Source organism: Streptomyces sp. JHA26, assembly GCF_002005565.1.
In the GTDB taxonomy this organism is placed as follows: domain Bacteria; phylum Actinomycetota; class Actinomycetes; order Streptomycetales; family Streptomycetaceae; genus Streptomyces.
This window is the reverse complement of the sequence record NZ_BDJC01000014.1, coordinates 30,724-50,894: the sequence shown is the minus strand read 5'-3', so window position 1 is coordinate 50,894 and position 20,171 is coordinate 30,724. Positions and strand designations below refer to the sequence as shown.

Genomic DNA, 20,171 nt, shown 5'->3' with positions numbered 1-20,171 from the left:
CATCCGGGGCTCGAAACTTCACAACTGCAAACGAAAGAAGCCGTGTTGAGACACCACAGAACGGTCCGTGCGGGGATGGTGGTCCTCGCGGCCACCGCCGTCCTCGCCGGGCTGATACAGAGCGGTGCGGCACAGGCCGCCGCGCCCCAGGCGCCGCCGGCGAAGCCGACGCCCGAACCCGTTACCCAGCCCACGGGTTCGGGCCGGGTGGCCCACCCCGACGAACAACTCGGCAAGGGCTGGGACACCTCCCAGGACCGGGCCGTCACCGCCGCCGCCGACGCCGACGGCCTGCGCATCCTCACCGCCGAGTCAAGCACGGCGTACGCGTGGCAGACGGCGGCCGTCCTCAACGAGCCGGGCATGCCCGCCGACTCCTGGATCGGCAACCAGTGCGTCATGGACGACACCCATGTCGCCGCCGTGTACGCACCGCGCGCCTTCACGAACAAGCCGGACCTGATGCAGGGCGGCGCGTTCACCGCGATCGTGAACACCAGCACGGGCGACGTCACGAAGCTGCCGTTCACGGCGACGCTCGCCTACTTCGACCCCACCTGCAACACCACCACGCACACCGCGGCGTTCACCCAGTACCAGGACATGAACGACCCGTCACAGGTCAAGACGCGGGTCATCACCGTGGACACGGCCGGCAAGACGGTGCTGACCTCCGGTGAGCTGCGTGGTCAGGTGTCGTCGGCGGCCCCCGTGAAGGACGGCTTCGTCGCCGGACTCGGCCGCGACCTCGTCCACATCGACGGGAAGGGGAAGACCCGTCGGCTCGCCACGGGCGACAGCATCCCCTTCGACATCCGCCCCCTGGCGGACGGCCGGGTCGGCTTCGTGGACCGCAAGGGCACGAAGACGGCGCAGGCCAAGGTGTACGGCGGCAAGGGCACGCCGAAGACGGTGGCCACCGGCCCCCTCGGCGACCTCGACCTGTCCTCCGGAGCTGACGGCCGCGCCTTCCTCACCGGCAAGGCCCGGAACGTGAAGGTGGCGGGCACCGGCGTCACCGCGCTGGACGCCCCGGCCGACACGTCCGTCTCCTCGCACGGCCGCCTCGCCGTCGAGCCCGTCCTCACCCCCGGTGTCCGCGCCGGGCTGACCCGCATCAAGGCGGTCGGCAAGGGCTTCGACAAGGTGGACGAGCCCCAGGCCGGCGTGCGCGACCGCTCGGGCGAGCCCCCGGCGGCGGCGACCAAGGACGACACCACACTCACCATCACCTCGACCGCCACCACGACGGGCGAGAAGGTCGAGCAGCGGGTCGTCTCGACGGAGCCGCGCCTGGACGACGGTCTCTCCCCCGCTCTGACCGGCGGCACCGAGCCGAGGAAGCTGTCCCGCACCGCGGCCGCGACCGTCTCCCACGACCCGCGCGACACCGACCGCTGGTGCTCCGTCTCCCGCAACGACATGAGCCTCCAGGCGCTCCAGCCGACGCCGAACCAGGTGGAGTGGGCGGTCGACATGGCCGTACGCGGTGAGCTGCGCGGCAACTGGCTCCGCCAGGGCGACTACCGCAACCAGGCCGGCCTCGGCACGATCGACCCGCAGGGCCTGTTCCCCCGCCCGGAGCTCAAGGGCGGCGGGCGCATCCCGGCCAACGTGCTGCTCGGCATCCTGGCGCAGGAGTCCAACCTGTGGCAGGCCGAGTCGGGGGCCATCCCTGGCCAGATGGGCAACCCACTGGCGGCCGTCGACGGCTACTACGGCCACGACGCCAAGGACACTCTGCTCGGCTACTGGCGCATCAACTGGGACGACTCCGACTGCGGTTACGGCGTCGGACAGGTCACGGACGGCATGCGGCTGGCGGGCCACGAGAAGACCGGGGAGACGAGTCTCGACCCGTCGCTCCAGAAGATCATCGCGGTCGACTACGCCGCCAACATCGCCGCCTCCATGAAGATCCTCGCGGACAAGTGGAACGAGGTGCACACCGACGGGCAGCGGATCACGGTCAACAACGACGACCCCGCCCGGGTGGAGAACTGGTTCACCGCCGCCTGGAACTACAACCTCGGCTTCAACCCGCCGTCCGAATCGGGCAAGAACGGCGGCCACTGGGGTCTGGGCTGGTACAACAACCCGGCGAACCCCATGTACAAGGAGGGCGCCTGGGACCACCCGTTCATGGACGTCAGCCTCGACCCCGACAACATCCGTGACGCGGCGCACCCGCAGTACTGGCCCTACGAGGAGAAGGTGATGGGCTGGTCCGCCTGGTCCATCGACACCGGTTTCTCCTACTCCACCGACGGCCGGCAGGACTGGCAGGGGGAGTCCGGGTTCTCCTCGGCCGGTTTCCAGCCGGCCTGGTGGCTGACCGTCCAGGACCGCAGTGCCGTCAGCCCGCAGCTGGACACGTTCTGCAACGCGAAGAACAACTGCAGCACCACCAGCCCGGTCGACTGCCCGGACGAGGCCTGCTACCGGCAGTTCTGGTGGAACCAGGAGAACGCCACCTGGAAGACCAACTGCGACCAGACGTGTGGCAACGAGAACATCAAGTACGTCACCCTGCGCTCCGAACCGGGCCGCGGATACCGGCTGAAGAACGGCACACCGGTGTGCGGCACCGCCCCCTCGGGCTCGGACGTCGTGACGTCCATACCGACCGGCACGCAGACCTGGTCGTCGTGCGGGGCGGCCTCGTCCACGGGCAGTTTCCAGTTCACGTTCTATCCGGACTGGGACGGCAACTACGAGGCCAAGGCCGATCTGCACTCCATCGGCGGCGGTCAGGGCGGCCACTTCTGGTACACCCACACCCGTAACGAGGACCACCTCGGCGGCGACGGCAACCGGATGACGATCGACGGCACCTGGACGGCGGGCAAGTCCTACGACCTGGCGGCCGTCTACGCGTACATCCCCGACACCGGCGCGCAGACCCGGCACGCCCGGTACGTCATCACCGGCGCCTCGGGCGGGCCGTACGAGCGGTACGTCGACCAGAACGCGAACAACGGCAAGTGGGTGTCGCTGGGCGCCTACAAGTTCACGTCCACGCCGAAGGTCACGCTGACCAACTTCACCAAGACGGGCACGGCCGACCGCGACGTCGCCTGGAACTCCGTGGCGTTCAAGCCGATCAAGGGCAGCTTCGTGCAGCGCTCCCTGTCGGCCGTCTCGGTCTTCGACCCGAACCAGGAGCTGAACTCCAACTGGCCGATCTCCACCGAGATCAACTCCCCGGTGCGGTCGATGAAGTCCCTCTACGACTGGGGCATGGGGCTCGCCTACCAGGGTCCGCTGTGGAACAACACCGAGGCGGACGCGTACGGCCTGACCTCCGAGGCACGCTGCCCGACGGCGCAGGCCGTCGGTGAGTGCACCGGGCAGAAGACGTGGGACGCGGCCGACGCCTGGGCCGCGGACATCAAGGCCGGCGGCTGGGTGCCGCGCGCCGACGGCTCGGCGCCCGCGATGTCGATCCCGGTCTGGATGGCCATGTCCAACCAGCGCCCGGACACGTCCGAGCCGGCGTCCGAGGCGTTCAAGGACCCCAACAGCTACAAGATCAAGTCCGATGTGCACGTGACCTTCGTGGTCGGCGAGGACGGGAAGATCGTCGAGGGCAGCGTGGGCTCGGACTACCGCGCCCGCGTCGGCAACGCCCACCTCCCCACCTTCGTCACGAAGATCATGAAGACGATCGAGGCGGACTACGGGATCCCCGCGCCGGACATCGACTACACCACGCAGGACGCGCTGGAGTACGGCGACGTCCGCTCGTCGCGTCCGTACGCGGACGGGGACACGCCGGGTCAGGCGTACTTCCCGCACTTCCGCGGCGCGCGTCTGGACGACGCCAAGGAGTGCGTGGACTTCCGCGCCGTCGGCGGCGGCGTCCACGGCTACCGCGCGATGATCGGCCACAAGTACATCAACGACAACGTCAAGGCGTGGGTCGACGAGATCAACTCGAACCTCGAGACGAACTACGCGGTGAAGAACTTCGCCGGGGACGTCTACTCGATGTTCTTCAAGAACAGCGGTTCGTGGAACAGCAACATGTGGGGCTCCATGATCGGCAACGCCCCGCCGATCTGGCACGACATCTCGGCCGCGTTCTGCGCCGACGGGTCCGTGAAGCCGACGCACAGGGAGGAGAACGGGGACGCGAACCCGTCGAACGGGATGGTCTACCAGTCCTACATGCCCGACCTGTACGTGTACGTCGACGACCACATGACCGACAACCTCGGCCGCCCGTCGAGCCACAAGGTGAGCGGCGGTGACTGGAGGAACTTCTCCAACTTCCCTGCCACCGCTCCCAACGGCAACGCATACGGCACGTGCGAGTCGTACATCCGCGGCAGCGGGGGCAACCCGTGGGGCGTGGACGCCCCGGTCCCCGTCTTCGGTGACGAGCCGGGGAACCGGCCCGACTGGGTGGTCCACTGCGACGAGCCCGAGAACAGGTTCACCGTCAACCTCACCCCCTAGGGGCTGAGCGCACCGGTGTTTTAATGCGGTGAGACGGGAGGGGGCCGGTCTGCACGGACCAGCCCCCTCTTTCCCGTCCGAGCAAGGGAGCGTTTCTCGTGGGCTTCTTGTACCTGATCTTCTTCGGCATCCTCCTCTACCTGGGCCCCGCGATCCTCCTCTGCGTGAAGGTCGCGCGGCGCACGACGAAGCGCATGGGCTGGCTGATGGCCTTCGCGCTGATCGTCCTGCCCGCCGTCGTCCTCACCGTCGGGGGAGTGATCGACGCCCGGCGGGCCGCGTCGTGACCCCGGTCACCCGGTCCCGCAATCCGCGCCATGGGCGACCATGGAGGGTGGCGCCCATCCCGCGGAGGTATGCATGTCCTGCCTGATCGTCCAGTCCGACAAGACCCTGCTGCTCGAGGTCGATCACGAGCAGGCCGACGACTGCCGCCGTGCCATCGCTCCCTTCGCCGAGCTGGAGCGGGCCCCGGAGCACATCCACACCTACCGGGTGACCCCGCTGGGGCTGTGGAACGCGCGGGCGGCGGGGCACGACGCCGAGCAGGTCGTGGACGCGCTCGTGCAGTACAGCCGCTACCCGGTGCCGCACGCGCTGCTCGTCGACATCGCCGAGACGATGGACCGCTACGGCCGCCTCACCCTCTCCAAGCACCCGGCGCACGGACTGGTCCTGACGACCACCGACCGGCCGGTGCTGGAGGAGGTGCTGAAGTCGAAGCGGATCGCCCCGCTGGTCGGCGCCCGCATCGACGCCGACACGGTGGTGGTGCACCCCTCCGAGCGGGGGCAGATCAAGCAGACGCTGCTGAAGCTGGGCTGGCCCGCCGAGGACCTCGCCGGGTACGTCGACGGCGAGGCGCACCCGATCGAGCTGGCCGAGGACGGGTGGGCGCTGCGCCCGTACCAGAAGCAGGCCGTGGAGAACTTCTGGCACGGCGGCAGCGGGGTCGTCGTCCTGCCGTGCGGCGCGGGCAAGACGCTGGTGGGCGCCGGGGCGATGGCGCAGGCGAAGTCCACGACGCTGATCCTCGTCACCAACACCGTCTCGGCCCGGCAGTGGAAGCACGAGCTGGTGAAGCGGACGTCGCTGACCGAGGACGAGATCGGCGAGTACAGCGGGACGAGGAAGGAGATCCGGCCCGTCACCATCGCCACGTACCAGGTGCTGACGACGCGCCGCAAGGGCGTCTACCCGCACCTGGAGCTGTTCGACTCCCGGGACTGGGGTCTGATCGTCTACGACGAGGTGCACCTGCTGCCGGCGCCGGTCTTCAAGTTCACCGCCGACCTCCAGGCGCGCCGCCGCCTCGGTCTCACCGCGACCCTCGTCCGCGAGGACGGCCGCGAGTCGGACGTGTTCTCGCTGATCGGCCCGAAGCGGTTCGACGCGCCGTGGAAGGAGATCGAGGCGCAGGGCTACATCGCCCCGGCCGACTGCGTCGAGGTCCGGGTCAACCTCACCGACTCCGAGCGGCTGGCGTACGCGACGGCGGAGCAGGAGGAGAAGTACCGCTTCTGCTCGACGACGGCGACCAAGCAGAAGGTGACGGAGGCGATCGTCCGGCGGTTCGCCGGGCAGCAGATCCTCGTCATCGGGCAGTACATCGACCAGCTGGACGAGCTGGGCGAGCACCTGGGCGCGCCGGTGATCAAGGGCGAGACGTCGAACGCCCAGCGGGAGAAGCTGTTCGACGCGTTCCGGGAGGGCGAGATCAACGTCCTGGTGGTGTCCAAGGTCGCGAACTTCTCGATCGACCTGCCGGAGGCCACGGTCGCCATCCAGGTGTCGGGCACCTTCGGCTCACGGCAGGAGGAGGCGCAGCGGCTCGGCCGGGTGCTGCGGCCCAAGGCGGACGGGCACCAGGCCCACTTCTACTCCGTGGTCGCCCGGGACACCATCGACCAGGACTTCGCGGCGCACCGCCAGCGGTTCCTGGCGGAGCAGGGGTACGCGTACCGGATCATGGACGCGGACGAGCTGCTCACCGAGGGCTGACCGGTCACCCCTCGGGCAGGTTGAACACCAGCGCCAGGACGAACAGCCAGGGCAGCAGCGACAGGCCCGCCAGCCAGGCCCGCGGCACCGACCAGCGGCGGGTCCAGGGCAGCAGCCAGGAGGCCAGCCAGGCGCCGCACGCGAGAAGGCCGCCGTAGGACAGGGTTCCGAAGATCATGTCCAGGGTGGTCGTCAGCGCCCGCGAGCAGTCGTCGGGTCCGCAGCTGTCGGTCGCCATCACGGACAGTCCGCCGAACAGGAACGCCACGGGTGCCAGCAGCGCCCCGAGCACGGTCGCGACGGTGGGCGCCACCCAGGCGCGGGGGTCCCGCTCGGCCCGGTCCCGCCAGGCGGACGGGACGGGGGCGGCGGCGTGGTGGTGGTGGCTCATACGGCCAGTGAAGCGGCCGGGCGGTGGCCGACGCACCGGCGCGGGTACTCAGCCGGGACGCGTCGGCGTACTCAGACGCCGAAGGGGCGGCGTGCGCCGACGTGGTGTCGGAGTACGCCGCCCCTGGAGCCGGAGCGCGGGGCATGACGCGTCCCCTCATGAGGGCTGCTTCGGGTCCTGGGCGAACCTGGCGGCCGACCAGAAGTAGCCGAGGACCGCCAGGCCCAGGCACCAGGCCACCGCCAGCCATCCGTGGTGGCCGATCTCCGTGCCGAGCAGCAGGCCGCGCAGGGTCTCGATGGCCGGGGTGAAGGGCTGGTACTCGGCGATCGGCTGGAACCAGCCCGGCATTCCGTCGACCGGCACGAAGGCGCTGGACAGCAGCGGCAGCAGGATCAGCGGCATCGCGTTGTTGCCGGCCGCCTCGGCGTTCGGGCTGACCAGGCCCATGCCGACCGCGATCCAGGTGAGCGCCAGGGTGAAGAGCACCAGCAGTCCGAGCGCGGCCAGCCACTCCAGGGCCGTGGCGTCCGTGGAGCGGAAGCCGATGGCCACGCCGACGGCGCCGACGAGGACCACGCTGGCGACCGACTGCAGCACGCTGCCGATGACGTGCCCGATGAGCACGGAGCCCCGGTGGATGGCCATGGTGCGGAAGCGGGCGATGATCCCCTCGGTCATGTCCATGGCGACGGAGACCGCGGTGCCGATCGTGGTGGAGCCGACGGTCATCAGCAGCAGACCGGGCATGAGGTAGGCGAGGTACGCGGAGCGGTCGGCTCCGCCGTCCCCGATGCCGGCGCTCATCACGTCACCGAAGACGTAGACGAAGAGCAGGAGCAGCATGACCGGCGTGAGCAGCAGGTTCAGGGTGAGGGAGGGGTAGCGCCGGGCGTGCAGGAGGTTGCGGCGCAGCATGGTGGACGAGTCGCGCACGGCGAGGGCGAGGGTGCTCATCGGACGGCCTCCTTGGACGGGGCGGGGACGGCGGTGGGACCGGTGAGGGCGAAGAACACGTCGTCGAGGTCGGGGGTGTGGACGGTGAGTTCGTCGGCTTCGATGCCGGCGGCGTCCAGGTGGTCGAGGACGGCGCGCAGGGCGCGCTGGCTGCCGTCGCTGGGGAGCTGGAGGGCGAGGGCGTCGTCGTCCCGGGCGGCCTCGGTCAGCGTGGTGGCGGCGGTGCGGTAGGCGGCCGGGTCGGTGAAGCGGAGCCGGACGTGGCCGCCGGGGACGAGCCGCTTGAGTTCCTCGGCGGTGCCCTCGGCGGCGATCCTGCCGTCGTGCAGCACCGCGATGCGGTCGGCGAGCTGGTCGGCCTCCTCCAGGTACTGGGTGGTGAGGAAGACGGTCACCCCGCCGGTGACGAGCTCGCGGATGATCTGCCACATGGTGTGGCGGCTGCGCGGGTCGAGGCCGGTGGTCGGCTCGTCGAGGAAGATGATCCGCGGGTCGCCGACCAGGGTCATCGCGATGTCGAGGCGCCGCTTCATGCCGCCGGAGTAGGTGGAGGCGGGCTTCTTCGCGGCTTCGGTGAGGTCGAACCGCTCGAGCAGTTCGGCGGTGACCCGTCGGCCCTCCGCGCGGGAGAGGTGGTGCAGGTCGGCCATCAGGAGCATGTTCTCCTCGCCGGTGATCAGGCCGTCGACGGCGGAGAACTGGCCGGTGACGCCGATCGCGGCGCGCACGGCCTGCGCGCCGGTGGCGAGGTCGTGGCCGGCGACGCGCAGGTCGCCCGCGTCCGCGGCGACGAGGGTGGAGAGGATCTTGACGGCGGTGGTCTTGCCGGCGCCGTTCGGGCCGAGCAGGGAGAAGATCGTGCCTTCCGGGACGGTCAGGTCGACGCCGTCGAGGACGGTCTTGTCGCCGTAGGACTTGCGCAGCCCGTGCGCCGCGATGGCCAAGCCGGTCATGAGGGGTTCTCCTTCGGGTGCCGTGGGGGTCACAGGCTGCGGGCGGTGATGTCGCCGTAGGCGGTGGTCGCGTGGACGGCCAGGCCGGCGGCGGCGCCGGCGGCGTTGTCGAGCGTGTTGCGGATCCGGCCGTAGCCGGTGCCGGCGTCCAGGGAGGCGGAGACCCCGCGGGCGGCGCCGACGGAGATGTCGCCGTGCTCGGTGCGCAGCGTGACCGTGCCGCGCACGGCCTCGGTGACCAGGACGTCGCCCTTCTGGGTGCTGATCTCGGCGGGGCCGCCCAGACGGCCGACCGAGATGTCGCCGGCGAGGACGGTGAGGCGGGCGCTCGCGGTCTCGTCGAGCTTGACCGGGCCCTGCGCGCCCTCGAAGACGACGTCGCCGAGCCGTCCGACGCCCCGCAGCTCCGCGGCGGCGGCCTTCGCCTCGACGTGGGAGCCGGTGGGCAGCTGGACGGTGATCTCGACGGATCCGGACGGACCGAGGATCTGGTTCTTCGCCGGCGGGCCGTCGATCCGCAGGACGCCGTCGCCGTACTCGACCCTGGTCTGCTCCGCCGCCTTCGCGTCGCGGCTCTTCCCGGCGTCCGCGGGCAGGACCTCGACCACGGTGTCGGCCCGGTCGGCGGCGATGAACCGGATGCGGCCGGCGGGGACGTCGAGGGCGACGGAGATGGGGGCGGGGGTGTCGAACCGCATGGTGCGCTCCTTCGGGTCGTTGTTTCTGACACCGGAAACGCTACGTTGCATTCATGTTTGCGGCAACAGATTCGTTGCATAAGAAGATTGTTTACACAGCTCAGAGCTGCAATATCGTTGCAACGGATTGAAATCTAACGCAACAGAAGAACCCGTTCCGTTGCAATGAATTGAGAGTGAACGCTATGCTGGAGCCACCACGGACCACGAAGGAGGCCGCGTTGCCAGGAGGCAGGCTCACCCAGCAGGAACGCCAGCAGATCGCGACGGGACTGGCCGACGGGCTCGCCTACGCGGAGATCGCCCGGCGTCTGGACCGTCCCACCTCGACGATCACGCGCGAGGTGATGCGCAACGGCGGCCCCACCTCCTACCGCGCGGACCTGGCCCACCGCGCCACCGAGCACCGCGCCCACCGGCGCAGACAGACCGCACCCCGGGGACCGAAGGCGCTCCAGGAGGAGCACGGACGCGACGCGGAGGCCGTGCGCGCGTACGAGGAGACGCTCACCACCGTCTTCATAGCGTCGGGCACGCCCAAGATGATGGCCAGGGTCATGGCCTGCCTGACCCTCACCGACAGCGGCAGCCTCACCGCCGCCGAACTCGCCCGGCGCCTCGAGGTCTCCCCGGCGTCCATCTCCAAGGCGGTCACGTTCCTGGAGGACCAGGGGCTCGTCCGCCGGGAACGCGAAGAAGGCCGCCGTGAGCGCTACGTCGTCGACGACGACATCTGGCACCAGTCGATGGTGGCCAGCGCCCGGTCCACCGCCCAGGTCGCCGAGACCTCACGGCAGGGCGTCGGCGTCATGGGACGCGGCACGCCGGCCGCCACACGCCTGGAGAACATCGCCCGCTACCTCGACTTCATCTCGGAGGCGATCACCCGCGCCGCCGAGCAGGCCCGCGAGGTCCTCCACACGAAACCCGAAGGAGCCTCGGACGGCACCACCGGGCCGCGCCCGGATCACGGGTAGCCGGCCGGCCACGGGCGCGACGGCCGCCGCGCGGGCCGGCCCGGTCCGGCCCGGTCCGGCCCGGGCCGGTCGAAGGGGGCGCCGCCTACCTGCGGCGGACGCCCGCCTCCTCGCCGTACTCACCGAGGATCACCACGTCGAAGGCGGCGCCGAGGAACACCCTCGCGGCGCGCAGGGCGTCGCCGAGGCGGTGCGGGTGACCGCTCCGGAGCGAGGTCGCGCCGGTCGGCCGCAACGGCGGTGTGGTGGGGTGGAGGGTCGCTGCGCTCATGCCTCCATGGTTGCCCTCCGCCCCCGGCACGGGCATCGGCCGGAGGGACCGGCCCGCGGGCCCTCCGCGTACGCCTCCGGGGCGACCCGTCCCCCTCGGGCGGGACGGGGCATCCCCTAGGGGACGGCGGGTCGGCGGCCGATCGTGTCCAGCTCGGCGAGGTCCTCCTCGGACAGGGCCAGGCCCGCGCCGGTGATGTTCTCCCGCAGGTGCGCCACCGACGAGGTCCCGGGGATGAGCAGGATGTTGGGCGACCGGTGCAGCAGCCAGGCCAGGGCGACCGACATCGGGCGGGCGCCGAGCCGGGCGGCCACGGCCGAGAGCACCGAGGACTGCAGGGGGCTGAAGCCGCCCAGCGGGAAGAACGGCACGTAGGCGACGCCCTGCTCGGCGAGCCGGTCGACGAGGTCGTCGTCCTGGCGGTGGGCGAGGTTGTAGAGGTTCTGCACGCAGACGAACGGGGCGATGGTCCGCGCCTCGGCGATCTGGTCGGCGGTGGCGTTGCTCAGGCCGAGGTGGCGGATCAGGCCCTGCCGCTGGAGGTCGACGAGGGTCCCGTAGGCCTCGGCGAGCGAGCCGGGCCGCGGGCCCGTGGCGTCGCCGAGGCGGAGGTTGACGAGGTCCAGCGTCTCGACGCCGAGGGCTTCGAGGTTGCTGTGGACGGCCCGGCGCAGATCGTCCGGCTCACGGGCCGGGGGCCAGCCGCCCTGCGCGTCGCGGACCGCGCCGACCTTGGTCACGAGGTGCAGCGAGTCGGGGTAGGGGTGCAGCGCCTCGCGGATCAGCCGGTTGGTGACGTGCGGCCCGTAGGCGTCGGCGGTGTCGATGTGGGTGATGCCGAGGCGTACGGCCTCGCGCAGCACCGCGAGCGCGCCGTCGTGGTCGGCCGGCGGCCCCATCACGCCGGGGCCGGTCAGCTGCATGGCCCCGTAGCCGAACCGGGTGACGGTCAGGTCGCCCATCGTCCAGGTGCCGCCGGGGAGGGAGGGGGTGGATGTGGTCGGAGTGCTCATGCCCCCACCGTCCACGCCCCCGGCCGGCCCGCCCAGGTTCCTGCCGATCCTGGGAGTGACAGGGACAGGGACGGGCGGCACCGCGCGCCTAGCATGAAGGACATGCCTGAGGAGAACCTGCTCGGTGACTACCTCCGGGCGCGCCGGGAGCTGGTGACGCCCGAGGACATCGGCCTGCCGGTGCACGGGATGCGCCGGGTGCCGGGGCTGCGCCGTGAGGAGGTGGCCATGCTCGCCGGGATCAGCTCCGACTACTACCTGCGGCTCGAGCAGGGCCGCGACCGCAACCCGTCGGCGCAGGTCCTCGACGCGCTGGCCCGGGTGTTCCGGCTCGACGACACCGCCACGGGCTACCTCCACCAGCTCGCCGCGCCACGCCCCCGCACCCGCCGCCGGCCCCGGCGACGGACCGTTCCGCCGGCCACCGCACAGCTGCTCGGGGCGATCGGGCTGCCGGCCTTCGTGACGGACCGGACCCTCGACGTGATCGCGGCCAACGCGCTCGCCACCGCGCTGGTCCCGAGCGCACGGGTGGGGGAGAACCGGCTCCGGTCGTTCTTCCTCGACCCCTCCGAGCAGGCGCTGCACACGGACTGGACGCACACGGCGGCCCGGTGCGTCGCCGCGTTCCGCCGACGGCTCGGGTCGGACGTCGACGACCCGCGGGTCGTCCAGCTCGTCGGCGAACTGTCCCTGGCCAGCGAGGAGTTCCGACGGGTGTGGGCACGCCACGACGTGCGGCCGCCGGGCAACGGGACGATCGGGATGAACCATCCGCAGGTCGGCCGGCTGAACCTCACCATGTCGAAACTGGACGTCGACGGCGCCGACGGGATGACGCTCGCGCTCTACCACGCCGCGCCGGGGACCGAGGACGCCGAGCGGCTCGCCCTGCTCGCCTCGCTGACCACGGGTCCGGGGCGGCGGCCGGTCGGCGTGCCCGGCGTACGGGAAACGGACGGGTCGGCGCGTACGAGCTGACCGGGGCGGCCACGGGGGCGTGCCGGCCCCGCCGTCCCGCCCGGTGCTCCGTCCGGCGTCCTACCTGGCGCTCCGTCCGGCGTCCCGCCCGGTGTTCCGTCCGCCGTCCCGCCCGGCGCGCAAAACCGTTTGGCCCGCACCGGCCCCGCGCCCTAGAATCTCCGCTCTTGCCCGCCTCCCCTCACGGAGCGCCGCCGTCCGGACGGAAACCGGCCGGCCCACCGCGCAGCCCGCGCCCACCGAACCGCAGGTCATCCGGAGGCACGCTCTTGTCCACGCCCGTCCACGACGACCCCCTGTCCCGCGAGCGCGCCCACCTCGCCGCGTCCCGTGCCGCGCTGCGCGGCATGCGGGAGGACGTCGAGTCCCTCGACATCACCGACGTCACCGCGAACTGGGTCAACGCCGCCGTCCTGGAGAACCAGATCGAGGAGCGCATCAAGGCGCTGGCCGACCTCAGCGACACCCCGCTGTTCTTCGGCCGCCTCGACTACCTGCACGCCCCGGGGGCGGAGGACGCGGAGGGAGCGGAGGGCGAACGGTTCTACATCGGGCGCCGGCACGTGCACGACGCGGACGGCGACCCGATGGTGATCGACTGGCGTGCGCCGGTGTCGCAGCCGTTCTACCGGGCGTCGAAGAAGGACCCGATGGACGTCGGGCTGCGCCGCCGCTTCGGGTACACCGGCGGGGACCTCACGGCGTACGAGGACGAGCACCTGTCGGACCCGGCCGAGGCCGAGGCCACCAGCAAGCTGCTCCAGCAGGAGATCGAGCGGCCCCGCGTCGGCCCGATGCGCGACATCGTGGCGACGATCCAGCCCGAACAGGACGAGATCGTGCGCGCCGGACTCGCCGGATCGGTCTGCGTGCAGGGCGGCCCCGGCACCGGCAAGACCGCCGTCGGCCTGCACCGGGTCGCCTACCTCCTGTACGCCCACCGCGAGCGGCTCGCCCGCACCGGCACCCTCGTCATCGGGCCGAACAGGTCCTTCCTGCACTACATCGAGCAGGTGCTGCCCGCACTCGGCGAGCTGACGGTCCGGCAGGCCACCGTCGACGACCTGGTCGCGCACGTCGAGGTGCGCGGCGCGGACGACGCCGCGGCGGCGGTGATCAAGGGCGACGCGCGGATGGCGGAGGTGCTGCGCAGGGCCCTGTACGCGCACGTCACGCCGCCCACCGAGGGGATCGTGGTCGTGCGCGGCTCGCGCCGCTGGCGGGTGGCGGTGTACGAGCTGGAGGAGATCGTCCGCGAGCTGCTCGACCGCGACATCCGCTACGGCGCCGCCCGCGAGGCCCTCCCGCAGCGGATCGCGCACGCGGTGCTGGTGCAGATGGAACGGGCGGGCGAGGCACCGGACGACCGGGTGCAGAACGCGGTGGCGCGCAACGCCGCGGTGAAGGCGGCGGTGAAGGCGATCTGGCCGCAGGTGGATCCGGCCAGGCTCGTCCTGCGTCTCCTCACGGACGCGGACTTCCTCGCCGAGCACTCCGAGGGCGTCCTCACCGAGGACGAGCGGAAGGCGATCCTGTGGGCGAGGCCGGCCCGCTCGGTGAAGTCCGCCAGGTGGTCGCCCGCCGACGCCGTGCTGGTCGACGAGGCGACCGACCTGATCGAGCGCACCCACTCCCTGGGACACGTGGTCCTCGACGAGGCGCAGGACCTCTCCCCCATGCAGTACCGGGCGGTGGGCCGGCGCTGCACCACCGGCTCGGCGACCGTCCTCGGCGACCTGGCGCAGGGCACCACGCCCTGGGCGACGCGCAGCTGGGAGGAGGCGCTGGCCCACCTGGGCAAGGGCGAGGCGGTGATCGAGGAGCTGACGGCCGGTTTCCGCGTGCCGACGGACGTCATCTCGTACGCCTCCCGGCTGCTGCCGCACATCGCGCCCGGTCTGACGCCGGTGGCGTCGATCCGCGAGAACCCGGGCTTCTTCGAGATCCGCCCGGCCGCGGACGGCACGGCCGACGCGGTGGCGGCCTGCCGCGAGCTGCTGGACCGGGAGGGCTCGGTCGGCCTGATCGCCGCGGACGCGCGGGTGCCGGAGCTGGCGGAGGCCCTGGGGGCGGCGGGGATCGGCTTCGTCGGCCCGGGCGAGGAGACGACGCGGGCCACCCGTCTCACCCTGGTCCCGGCCTCGCTGGCCAAGGGCCTGGAGTACGACTACGTCGTCCTGGACGAGCCGCAGGCCGTGGTCGACGGCGAGCCCGACGAGCGGACGGGCCTGCGCCGCCTGTACGTCTGCCTGACCCGAGCGGTCTCGGGCCTGCTCGTGACGCACGCGACGGCACTACCACCCCAGCTGCAGGCACCCGTGCCGGCGTAGCTGCGGGCAGCGTGCCTCCCCCCGTACCCGAACGGCCCGGGAGGTACCCCGGGGTGGCACAGGGGGGCGCTGGGGGTACCCCCTCCGGGAGAGGCACCCCGCAGCGCCAAGCCACGCACCCCACCCCAGGCCGGCACCGGCGCGGGGCACCCGCGAGCACCGCCGGCCCCCGGCTACGCCGCCACGCGGCCGCCCGGCGGGGCCACTACGCGCTCAGCATCCGCCGCCACTCCGCGACCGCCTCCGCCGACACCGGCCCGTCCCACCCGGCGGGCCGTGCGGCGCCGCCGATGTGGAAACCGTCGATCCCCGCGTCCAGCAGTCCCGGCACGTGCTCCAGCCGCAGGCCGCCGCCGACCAGCAGCTGCTGCTCGTACCCCGGTTCGCCCCGCCGCCGCGCCTCGGCGAGCAGCACGCCCAGGCCCTCGTCCACGCCCCCGGCCGCCCCGGCGGTCAGGTACGTGTCCAGGCCGGGGAAGTCGGCGAGCCGCTTGCGCACCGCGCCACGGTCCGCGGCCCGGTCGATGGCGCGGTGGAACGTCCACCGGCACCCCTCCAGCGCCCCGGCGACCCGCTCCACGGCCGCCAGGTCCACGTCCCCGTCCGCGTCGAGGAACCCGAGCACGAACTGGTCCGCGCCGACCCCCCGCATCTCCCCGGCGACGTCCACCAGCCGCTCGACGTCCCCGGCGGCGAACCCGTCCGCGAGCCGCAGCATCACCCGTACGTCGATGTCGACGGCGGCGCGGATCGCGGCGACGGTCGGGACCGACGGGGTGAGTCCGTCGGCCGCCATGTCGGTGACCAGTTCGAGGCGATCCGCGCCTCCGGCCTGGGCGGCGACCGCGTCCTCGACGTCGAGGGCGATCACCTCCAGGACTGCACGCTTGCTCATGGGGCCCCATTCGTCGGCTCGTCGGGCTTCTCGGACCACTACAGGTCTAGTCCAATCCAAGCCTACGCCCGTCACCGCCGCGAGACGCCCCCGCCCTGCGATCAGCCCCCGAAGATGTTCAGCTCCGCCGCCTCGACCCCGGCCAGCTCGTACCGGGCCCCGTCGTCCACCGGCCGCCCCGCGTACAGCCGCACCAGCGTCGCCGCGTCACCGATGAACCGCCCCGGCGTGCGCTCACCGCTCGCCTCCCCCAGCTTCAGCGGTTCGTCCACGTCGTCGAGGTCGGCGTGCAGGGGGACGTGTCCGAGGTCCCGCGTGACGGTGGTCAGCAGCGCGAGCGCGTCCGGCAGCCCGCGCCCCGCGTAGGCCCCCGGCTCGCCGAAGGCGACCCGCACGTCGCCGGCGTGCACCCACTCGCCCAGCGCGACCCGGTCCAGGACCCCGCCGGCGCGGCCGATCACGGGCCCGGCCTCGGTCATGCCGCGTTCCAGCTCGTCGACGATGCGGGCGTTCGGCCAGTCGGCGCGCTCGGCGATGTCCCGGGCGTTGGACGCGGGCGAGAAGACGCCCTTCTCGAAGCGCCGCTCCACCACCCGCATCAACGCGGAGGAGCAGTGCGCCAGCACGTCCCGCACGGTCCAGCCCGGACACGCCACCACGGGCAGCGCGAAGTCGCCGTCCGCCCGGGACCGCAGCAGCGGCACCAGTTCGTCCCGTTCGACGGCCAGCAGCCGCCCGGGCAGCTCGGGGTCGCGTACGTCGTGCACATCGGCAGGAGTGGTCATGGGCTCCACGCTAGGGCCGGACTCGCTTCGCCGGTCGGACTATGCACGGTCGACCATCGAGTCGACGAGGAGCATCGCCGCCCGACGCTGGTCCCGGTTCCCGACACGGACGTCCTTGCGGACGTCGGAACCCTTGATCTCCGTGTGATCACTTCGGAGAGGTGCAGGGCACGGCGCAACTGCGGCCGGTACGTCTTCTTGATGTTGAGAAAGTCCCAGGTGAGCTGCTTGATGTGAGAGTCGTGAACGGTGAAGCCACCGACGACGAGGACCGGCGGGGCGTCCGGTCCGGCGGGGTCGAGCGTCTGGCCGTTGCCCGCCTCATCGATGTAGCACAGGTGCGACGATCCCTCCCGGAAACACTCGGGCCGCTCCCGAAGGAGCGGCCCCAGGACCTGGTGCAGCCTCCGCCTCGTTCCGGCGTGGACGCCACACCGTGAACATCGTCCTGGCGTAGGCCTCGGTCTGAAGCATGCCTGGCACGATCAACGGCGCGTACTGATGGAACTCGACTGCGGTCTCCTCGATCCGCGCAGCATCCCGGAAGAAGGCCGGGTACCGCGTCAGGGCGACCGCTCGCTTCATCGCGAGGAGAACCCCGTCCGCCTCAAGCAGCGTGTCCAGTTTCTCGATGGTGTCCGGCCTGGCGATACGCCGACCCTGCTCGATCGCGGCAATCTGCGCCTCGCTGTACCCGAGGAGCGGACCGAGGGCGGCCTGGGTGAGACCGGCACGCTCCCGAAAGAGCTTGATCTGCCTGCCGAAGCACCGCAGAAGCTCATCGGCAGGATCCTGACCGCGCGCCGCAACCGCCTGTTCCGGAACCTGCACCATGGGCCACCCCTGTTCCTGCCCTTACAGACACATTCGGCGCCCTTACAGCCACACTGTGTAAGGGCGCGGTTGCTGGTCACCGTACGTACACCACACAAGGCTCGCCCTCATGACGACCGAAACTCCCCCCATCGAGCGCGCCGGGGAGAATGAGGGCATGGCCGATCTCGACGCCCTCCGCGCCCGCTTCGTCCGCGCCCTGGACGGAGCCCGGGGCCCCGGCACCGGGCCGGACCCGGTGCCGTACGCCGACAACCTGCTGGCCCGCTGGCGGGAGCCCCACCGCCGCTACCACACGCTCGCCCACCTCACCGCGGTCCTCGACCGCGTCGACGAGCTGGAGCGGTACGCGGACGACCCGGACGTCGTACGGCTGGCCGCCTGGTTCCACGACGCCGTGTACCTGCCCGAGCGGTCCGAGAACGAGGAGCGGTCGGCACGGCTGGCCGAGCGCGCGCTGCCCGAGGCCGGGGTGCCCGCGGACAAGGCCGCCGAGGTGGCCCGGCTGGTGCGGCTCACCGTCTCCCACGACCCCGCCGACGACGACCGGGACGGCCAGGTGCTGTGCGACGCCGACCTGGCGGTCCTCGCCTCGCCCCCGTCGGCGTACGCCGCCTACACGGCCGCCGTCCGCGAGGAGTACCACTTCGTGCCGAACGACGCCTTCCGCGAGGGCCGTTCCGCGGTGCTCCGTCAACTGCTGGGCCTCCCGCGGCTGTTCCGCACCCCGTACGGGCAGCGGGAGTGGGAGGCGACGGCCCGGTACAACCTGGGTGCCGAGCTGGAAATGCTCTCGCCCGGGGAGAGCCCGGCGCCGTAACCTGCCCGGCATGCGAACCATGGGCGGGGACCAAGTGGAAGAGGCCGTGGCGGGCGCGGTGGCGCTGCTGCGGACGGTGACGGACCGGGACTGGGCGGAGCCCCGGGCCGGGCGGCTGGAGTGGAGCTGCCGGGAGACGGCGGAGCACGTCGCGGGCGACCTGATCGCCTACGCGGGCCAGCTCGCCGGGCGGGCCACCGACGCCTACGTCCCCTTCGAGATCACCTTCGACGGCAGCGACGACGGCTTGGACCCCGCCGACAACGAGGGCGTCCTCCACGTGATCGAGACGACCGGCGCCCTGCTCGCCGCCGCCGTCCGCACCACCCCGCGCGAGGTCCGCGCCTTCCACCCGTACCCCTTCCGCAGCGCGGACCGCGAGGGCTTCGCCGCGATGGGGGTCACCGAGGTGCTGGTGCACACGCACGACATCGCCGAGGGCCTGGGCCTGGCGTACGAGCCGTCCGCCGGGCTGTGCGAGGACGTGCTGACCCGGATCTTCCCGCACGTCCAGCCCGGCGCCGACCCCTGGCGCACCCTGCTGTGGGCCACCGGCCGCGGCGAGTTGCCAGGACGCGCCCCGCTCGCCGAGTGGCGCTGGAACAACACCCTCGTGATCCCCGCCGAACGCCTCACCCTCCAGGGCGTCACGCCGGCGGCCGCCGCCGACCTGGCCGTGGGCGGCGACGGCGGCTTCGCATGGGTCGACGGCGGGCCGTACCAGGGCACGAAGGACGCCGCCGGGATGCTGCTGAAGGCGTACGAGGCGGGCGTGCACCGGCCGCAGTGGGGCATGTTCACGCTCGTGCGCACGGAGGACGGACGGGCCGTCGGCGGCATGGGGTTCCACGGCGCGCCCGACGAGAACGGCCGGGTGGAGATCGGTTACGACCTCGTCGAGGCCGCCCGGGGCCACGGCTACGCCACCGAGGCCCTGCGCGCCCTGTCGGCGTGGGCGCTGGACCGCGAGGAGGTGACGAGCGTCTTCGCGACGACCGATCCGGGCAACACCGCGTCCCAGGCCGTCATCACGCGTGCCGGTTTCACCCGGGCCGACGAGGAGGACGCCGGGCAGTTCGCCTACGAGCTGCGCCGCTGACGGTCGCCGCCCTTGCGCCGCCGCAGCCCCGCCCCGTGCAGCAGTCGCACCACCTCGCGGCTGCTGACCTCCAGGGCGCCGGCGGACACGGCGTCGGCGTACCGGTGGGCGGGGAGGTCGTAGTGGTCGCGTTCGAAGGCGCGGCGCGGCACGCCCAGGGCCTCGGCGAACGCGTGCAGTTCGGCGTAGGAGACGTCGCTGACGAGGTGCGACCACAGGCGGCCGTGGCCCGGCCAGGTCGGCGGGTCGATGTAGACGGTCACCGGGGCGCCCTCACGACGACTGCATGCCGCCCGTGGCGGCGTCCAGCGAGCCGACCGGCGCGACCTTCACCCCGGCCTTGCCGCACACCCAGTGCGGGTCCGGGCCGAGTTCCGGTTCGACGTCCAGCGCGTGCGGGTCGCCGGAGCCGCACACCGGGCACAGCGGCCAGCGGCCGTACCGCTCCAGCAGGGCGTCCTGGACGTCCTGCGCGACCAGTCCGGCCACGAACTCCGCGCCCTCGGGCCACTGCTCGACCCACCAGCGCCGCTGCACGACGGACTCCTCGACGAGCGACACGACGTCCGCCTCCGCCACCTGGCCCGCCACCAGGTCGGCGAGCACGAGGGCGCGTGCGGCGTGCAGGGCCTGCTCCAGGGGGCTGATGGGGTCCATGCACCCATTGTGCGCACTCTTGACCCGCGGACCGAAACGAAAATATCT

20 protein-coding genes are annotated in these 20,171 nt (G+C 72.1%); 8 read left to right on the top strand and 12 right to left on the bottom strand.

The window, feature by feature from the left end; translation table 11 throughout:
* Nucleotides 1–42 precede the first annotated feature (42 nt).
* The 3 genes from JHAT_RS11540 (at nt 43) to JHAT_RS11530 (ending at nt 6,462) form a co-directional block, all read left to right on the top strand.
* Nucleotides 43–4,461, top strand: coding sequence for a Tat pathway signal protein (locus tag JHAT_RS11540; protein WP_375603559.1), 4,419 nt, complete (start codon nt 43–45; stop codon nt 4,459–4,461).
* Between the two features lie 98 nt (nt 4,462–4,559).
* Entirely contained in the window at nt 4,560–4,748 is a 189-nt protein-coding gene (locus JHAT_RS11535) for a hypothetical protein (protein WP_077798006.1), read from the top strand.
* Between the two features lie 73 nt (nt 4,749–4,821).
* Nucleotides 4,822–6,462, top strand: coding sequence for a DNA repair helicase XPB (locus JHAT_RS11530; protein WP_077798005.1), 1,641 nt, complete (start codon nt 4,822–4,824; stop codon nt 6,460–6,462).
* Nucleotides 6,463–6,466: 4 nt separating this feature from the next.
* On the opposite strand, the gene JHAT_RS11525 is transcribed toward JHAT_RS11530, so the two are convergent.
* The 4 genes from JHAT_RS11525 to JHAT_RS11510 all read right to left on the bottom strand — a co-directional run bounded on the left by JHAT_RS11525 (nt 6,467) and on the right by JHAT_RS11510 (nt 9,461).
* Nucleotides 6,467–6,853, bottom strand: a complete 387-nt coding sequence (locus JHAT_RS11525; RefSeq protein WP_077798004.1) for a hypothetical protein — start codon at nt 6,851–6,853, stop codon at nt 6,467–6,469.
* Between the two features lie 156 nt (nt 6,854–7,009).
* Nucleotides 7,010–7,810: an ABC transporter permease gene (locus JHAT_RS11520; RefSeq protein ID WP_077798003.1), complete on the bottom strand. Its 801-nt coding sequence runs from the start codon at nt 7,808–7,810 to the stop codon at nt 7,010–7,012.
* Complete coding sequence (locus tag JHAT_RS11515) at nt 7,807–8,763, bottom strand: ATP-binding cassette domain-containing protein (protein ID WP_077798002.1); 957 nt, start codon at nt 8,761–8,763, stop codon at nt 7,807–7,809. The genes JHAT_RS11520 and JHAT_RS11515 overlap by 4 nt, the downstream gene beginning before the upstream one ends.
* Nucleotides 8,764–8,792: 29 nt before the next feature.
* Nucleotides 8,793–9,461: a DUF4097 family beta strand repeat-containing protein gene (locus tag JHAT_RS11510; protein ID WP_077798001.1), complete on the bottom strand. Its 669-nt coding sequence runs from the start codon at nt 9,459–9,461 to the stop codon at nt 8,793–8,795.
* Nucleotides 9,462–9,682: 221 nt separating this feature from the next.
* Between JHAT_RS11510 and JHAT_RS11505 the strand changes: the two genes are divergently transcribed.
* The gene (locus JHAT_RS11505) at nt 9,683–10,438 is read left to right on the top strand and encodes a helix-turn-helix domain-containing protein (protein ID WP_077798086.1); all 756 of its coding nucleotides are present in this window, start codon (nt 9,683–9,685) and stop codon (nt 10,436–10,438) included.
* Nucleotides 10,439–10,523: 85 nt separating this feature from the next.
* On the opposite strand, the gene JHAT_RS11500 is transcribed toward JHAT_RS11505, so the two are convergent.
* Together JHAT_RS11500 and JHAT_RS11495 are read right to left on the bottom strand one after the other, a co-directional pair.
* Complete coding sequence (locus JHAT_RS11500) at nt 10,524–10,709, bottom strand: hypothetical protein (protein WP_077798000.1); 186 nt, start codon at nt 10,707–10,709, stop codon at nt 10,524–10,526.
* Nucleotides 10,710–10,825: 116 nt separating this feature from the next.
* Nucleotides 10,826–11,722: an aldo/keto reductase family oxidoreductase gene (locus JHAT_RS11495; RefSeq protein ID WP_077797999.1), complete on the bottom strand. Its 897-nt coding sequence runs from the start codon at nt 11,720–11,722 to the stop codon at nt 10,826–10,828.
* Nucleotides 11,723–11,815: 93 nt separating this feature from the next.
* Here JHAT_RS11495 and JHAT_RS11490 point away from each other — a divergent pair, with 93 nt between their 5' ends.
* Complete coding sequence (locus tag JHAT_RS11490; RefSeq protein WP_077797998.1) at nt 11,816–12,703, top strand: helix-turn-helix domain-containing protein; 888 nt, start codon at nt 11,816–11,818, stop codon at nt 12,701–12,703.
* 269 nt (nt 12,704–12,972) lie between these two features.
* On the top strand, nt 12,973–15,033 hold the full coding sequence (locus JHAT_RS11485) for an AAA family ATPase (protein ID WP_077797997.1): 2,061 nt from the start codon (nt 12,973–12,975) through the stop codon (nt 15,031–15,033).
* Between the two features lie 205 nt (nt 15,034–15,238).
* Here the strand turns inward: JHAT_RS11485 and JHAT_RS11480 are convergent, their stop codons facing one another.
* The 4 genes from JHAT_RS11480 to JHAT_RS11465 form a co-directional block, all read right to left on the bottom strand.
* Nucleotides 15,239–15,928 carry a copper homeostasis protein CutC gene (locus JHAT_RS11480; protein WP_077797996.1) on the bottom strand — a complete coding sequence of 230 codons (690 nt, stop codon included), beginning with the start codon at nt 15,926–15,928 and terminating at the stop codon, nt 15,239–15,241.
* Between the two features lie 101 nt (nt 15,929–16,029).
* Nucleotides 16,030–16,713 (bottom strand): maleylpyruvate isomerase family mycothiol-dependent enzyme, encoded by a 684-nt coding sequence (locus tag JHAT_RS11475; RefSeq protein WP_077797995.1) that lies wholly within the window; start codon nt 16,711–16,713, stop codon nt 16,030–16,032.
* Nucleotides 16,710–17,042 (bottom strand): hypothetical protein, encoded by a 333-nt coding sequence (locus JHAT_RS35945; protein ID WP_375603560.1) that lies wholly within the window; start codon nt 17,040–17,042, stop codon nt 16,710–16,712. The genes JHAT_RS11475 and JHAT_RS35945 overlap by 4 nt, the downstream gene beginning before the upstream one ends.
* A complete protein-coding gene (locus JHAT_RS11465) occupies nt 17,035–17,547 on the bottom strand; it encodes a Scr1 family TA system antitoxin-like transcriptional regulator (protein WP_253195462.1) in 513 nt (170 codons plus the stop codon). Before JHAT_RS11465 ends, JHAT_RS35945 begins: the two co-directional genes overlap by 8 nt.
* A 157-nt stretch (nt 17,548–17,704) precedes the next feature.
* On the opposite strand from JHAT_RS11465, the gene JHAT_RS11460 reads away from it, so the two are divergent.
* Complete coding sequence (locus tag JHAT_RS11460) at nt 17,705–18,367, top strand: hypothetical protein (protein ID WP_107481901.1); 663 nt, start codon at nt 17,705–17,707, stop codon at nt 18,365–18,367.
* Nucleotides 18,368–18,377: 10 nt separating this feature from the next.
* The gene (locus JHAT_RS11455) at nt 18,378–19,466 is read left to right on the top strand and encodes a GNAT family N-acetyltransferase (RefSeq protein WP_077797993.1); all 1,089 of its coding nucleotides are present in this window, start codon (nt 18,378–18,380) and stop codon (nt 19,464–19,466) included.
* Here JHAT_RS11455 and JHAT_RS11450 read toward each other — a convergent pair.
* Together JHAT_RS11450 and JHAT_RS11445 are read right to left on the bottom strand one after the other, a co-directional pair.
* Nucleotides 19,448–19,729: a DUF4031 domain-containing protein gene (locus JHAT_RS11450; protein ID WP_077797992.1), complete on the bottom strand. Its 282-nt coding sequence runs from the start codon at nt 19,727–19,729 to the stop codon at nt 19,448–19,450. The genes JHAT_RS11455 and JHAT_RS11450 overlap by 19 nt on opposite strands.
* 10 nt (nt 19,730–19,739) lie before the next feature.
* A complete protein-coding gene (locus JHAT_RS11445; RefSeq protein ID WP_077797991.1) occupies nt 19,740–20,123 on the bottom strand; it encodes a hypothetical protein in 384 nt (127 codons plus the stop codon).
* Nucleotides 20,124–20,171 lie beyond the last annotated feature (48 nt).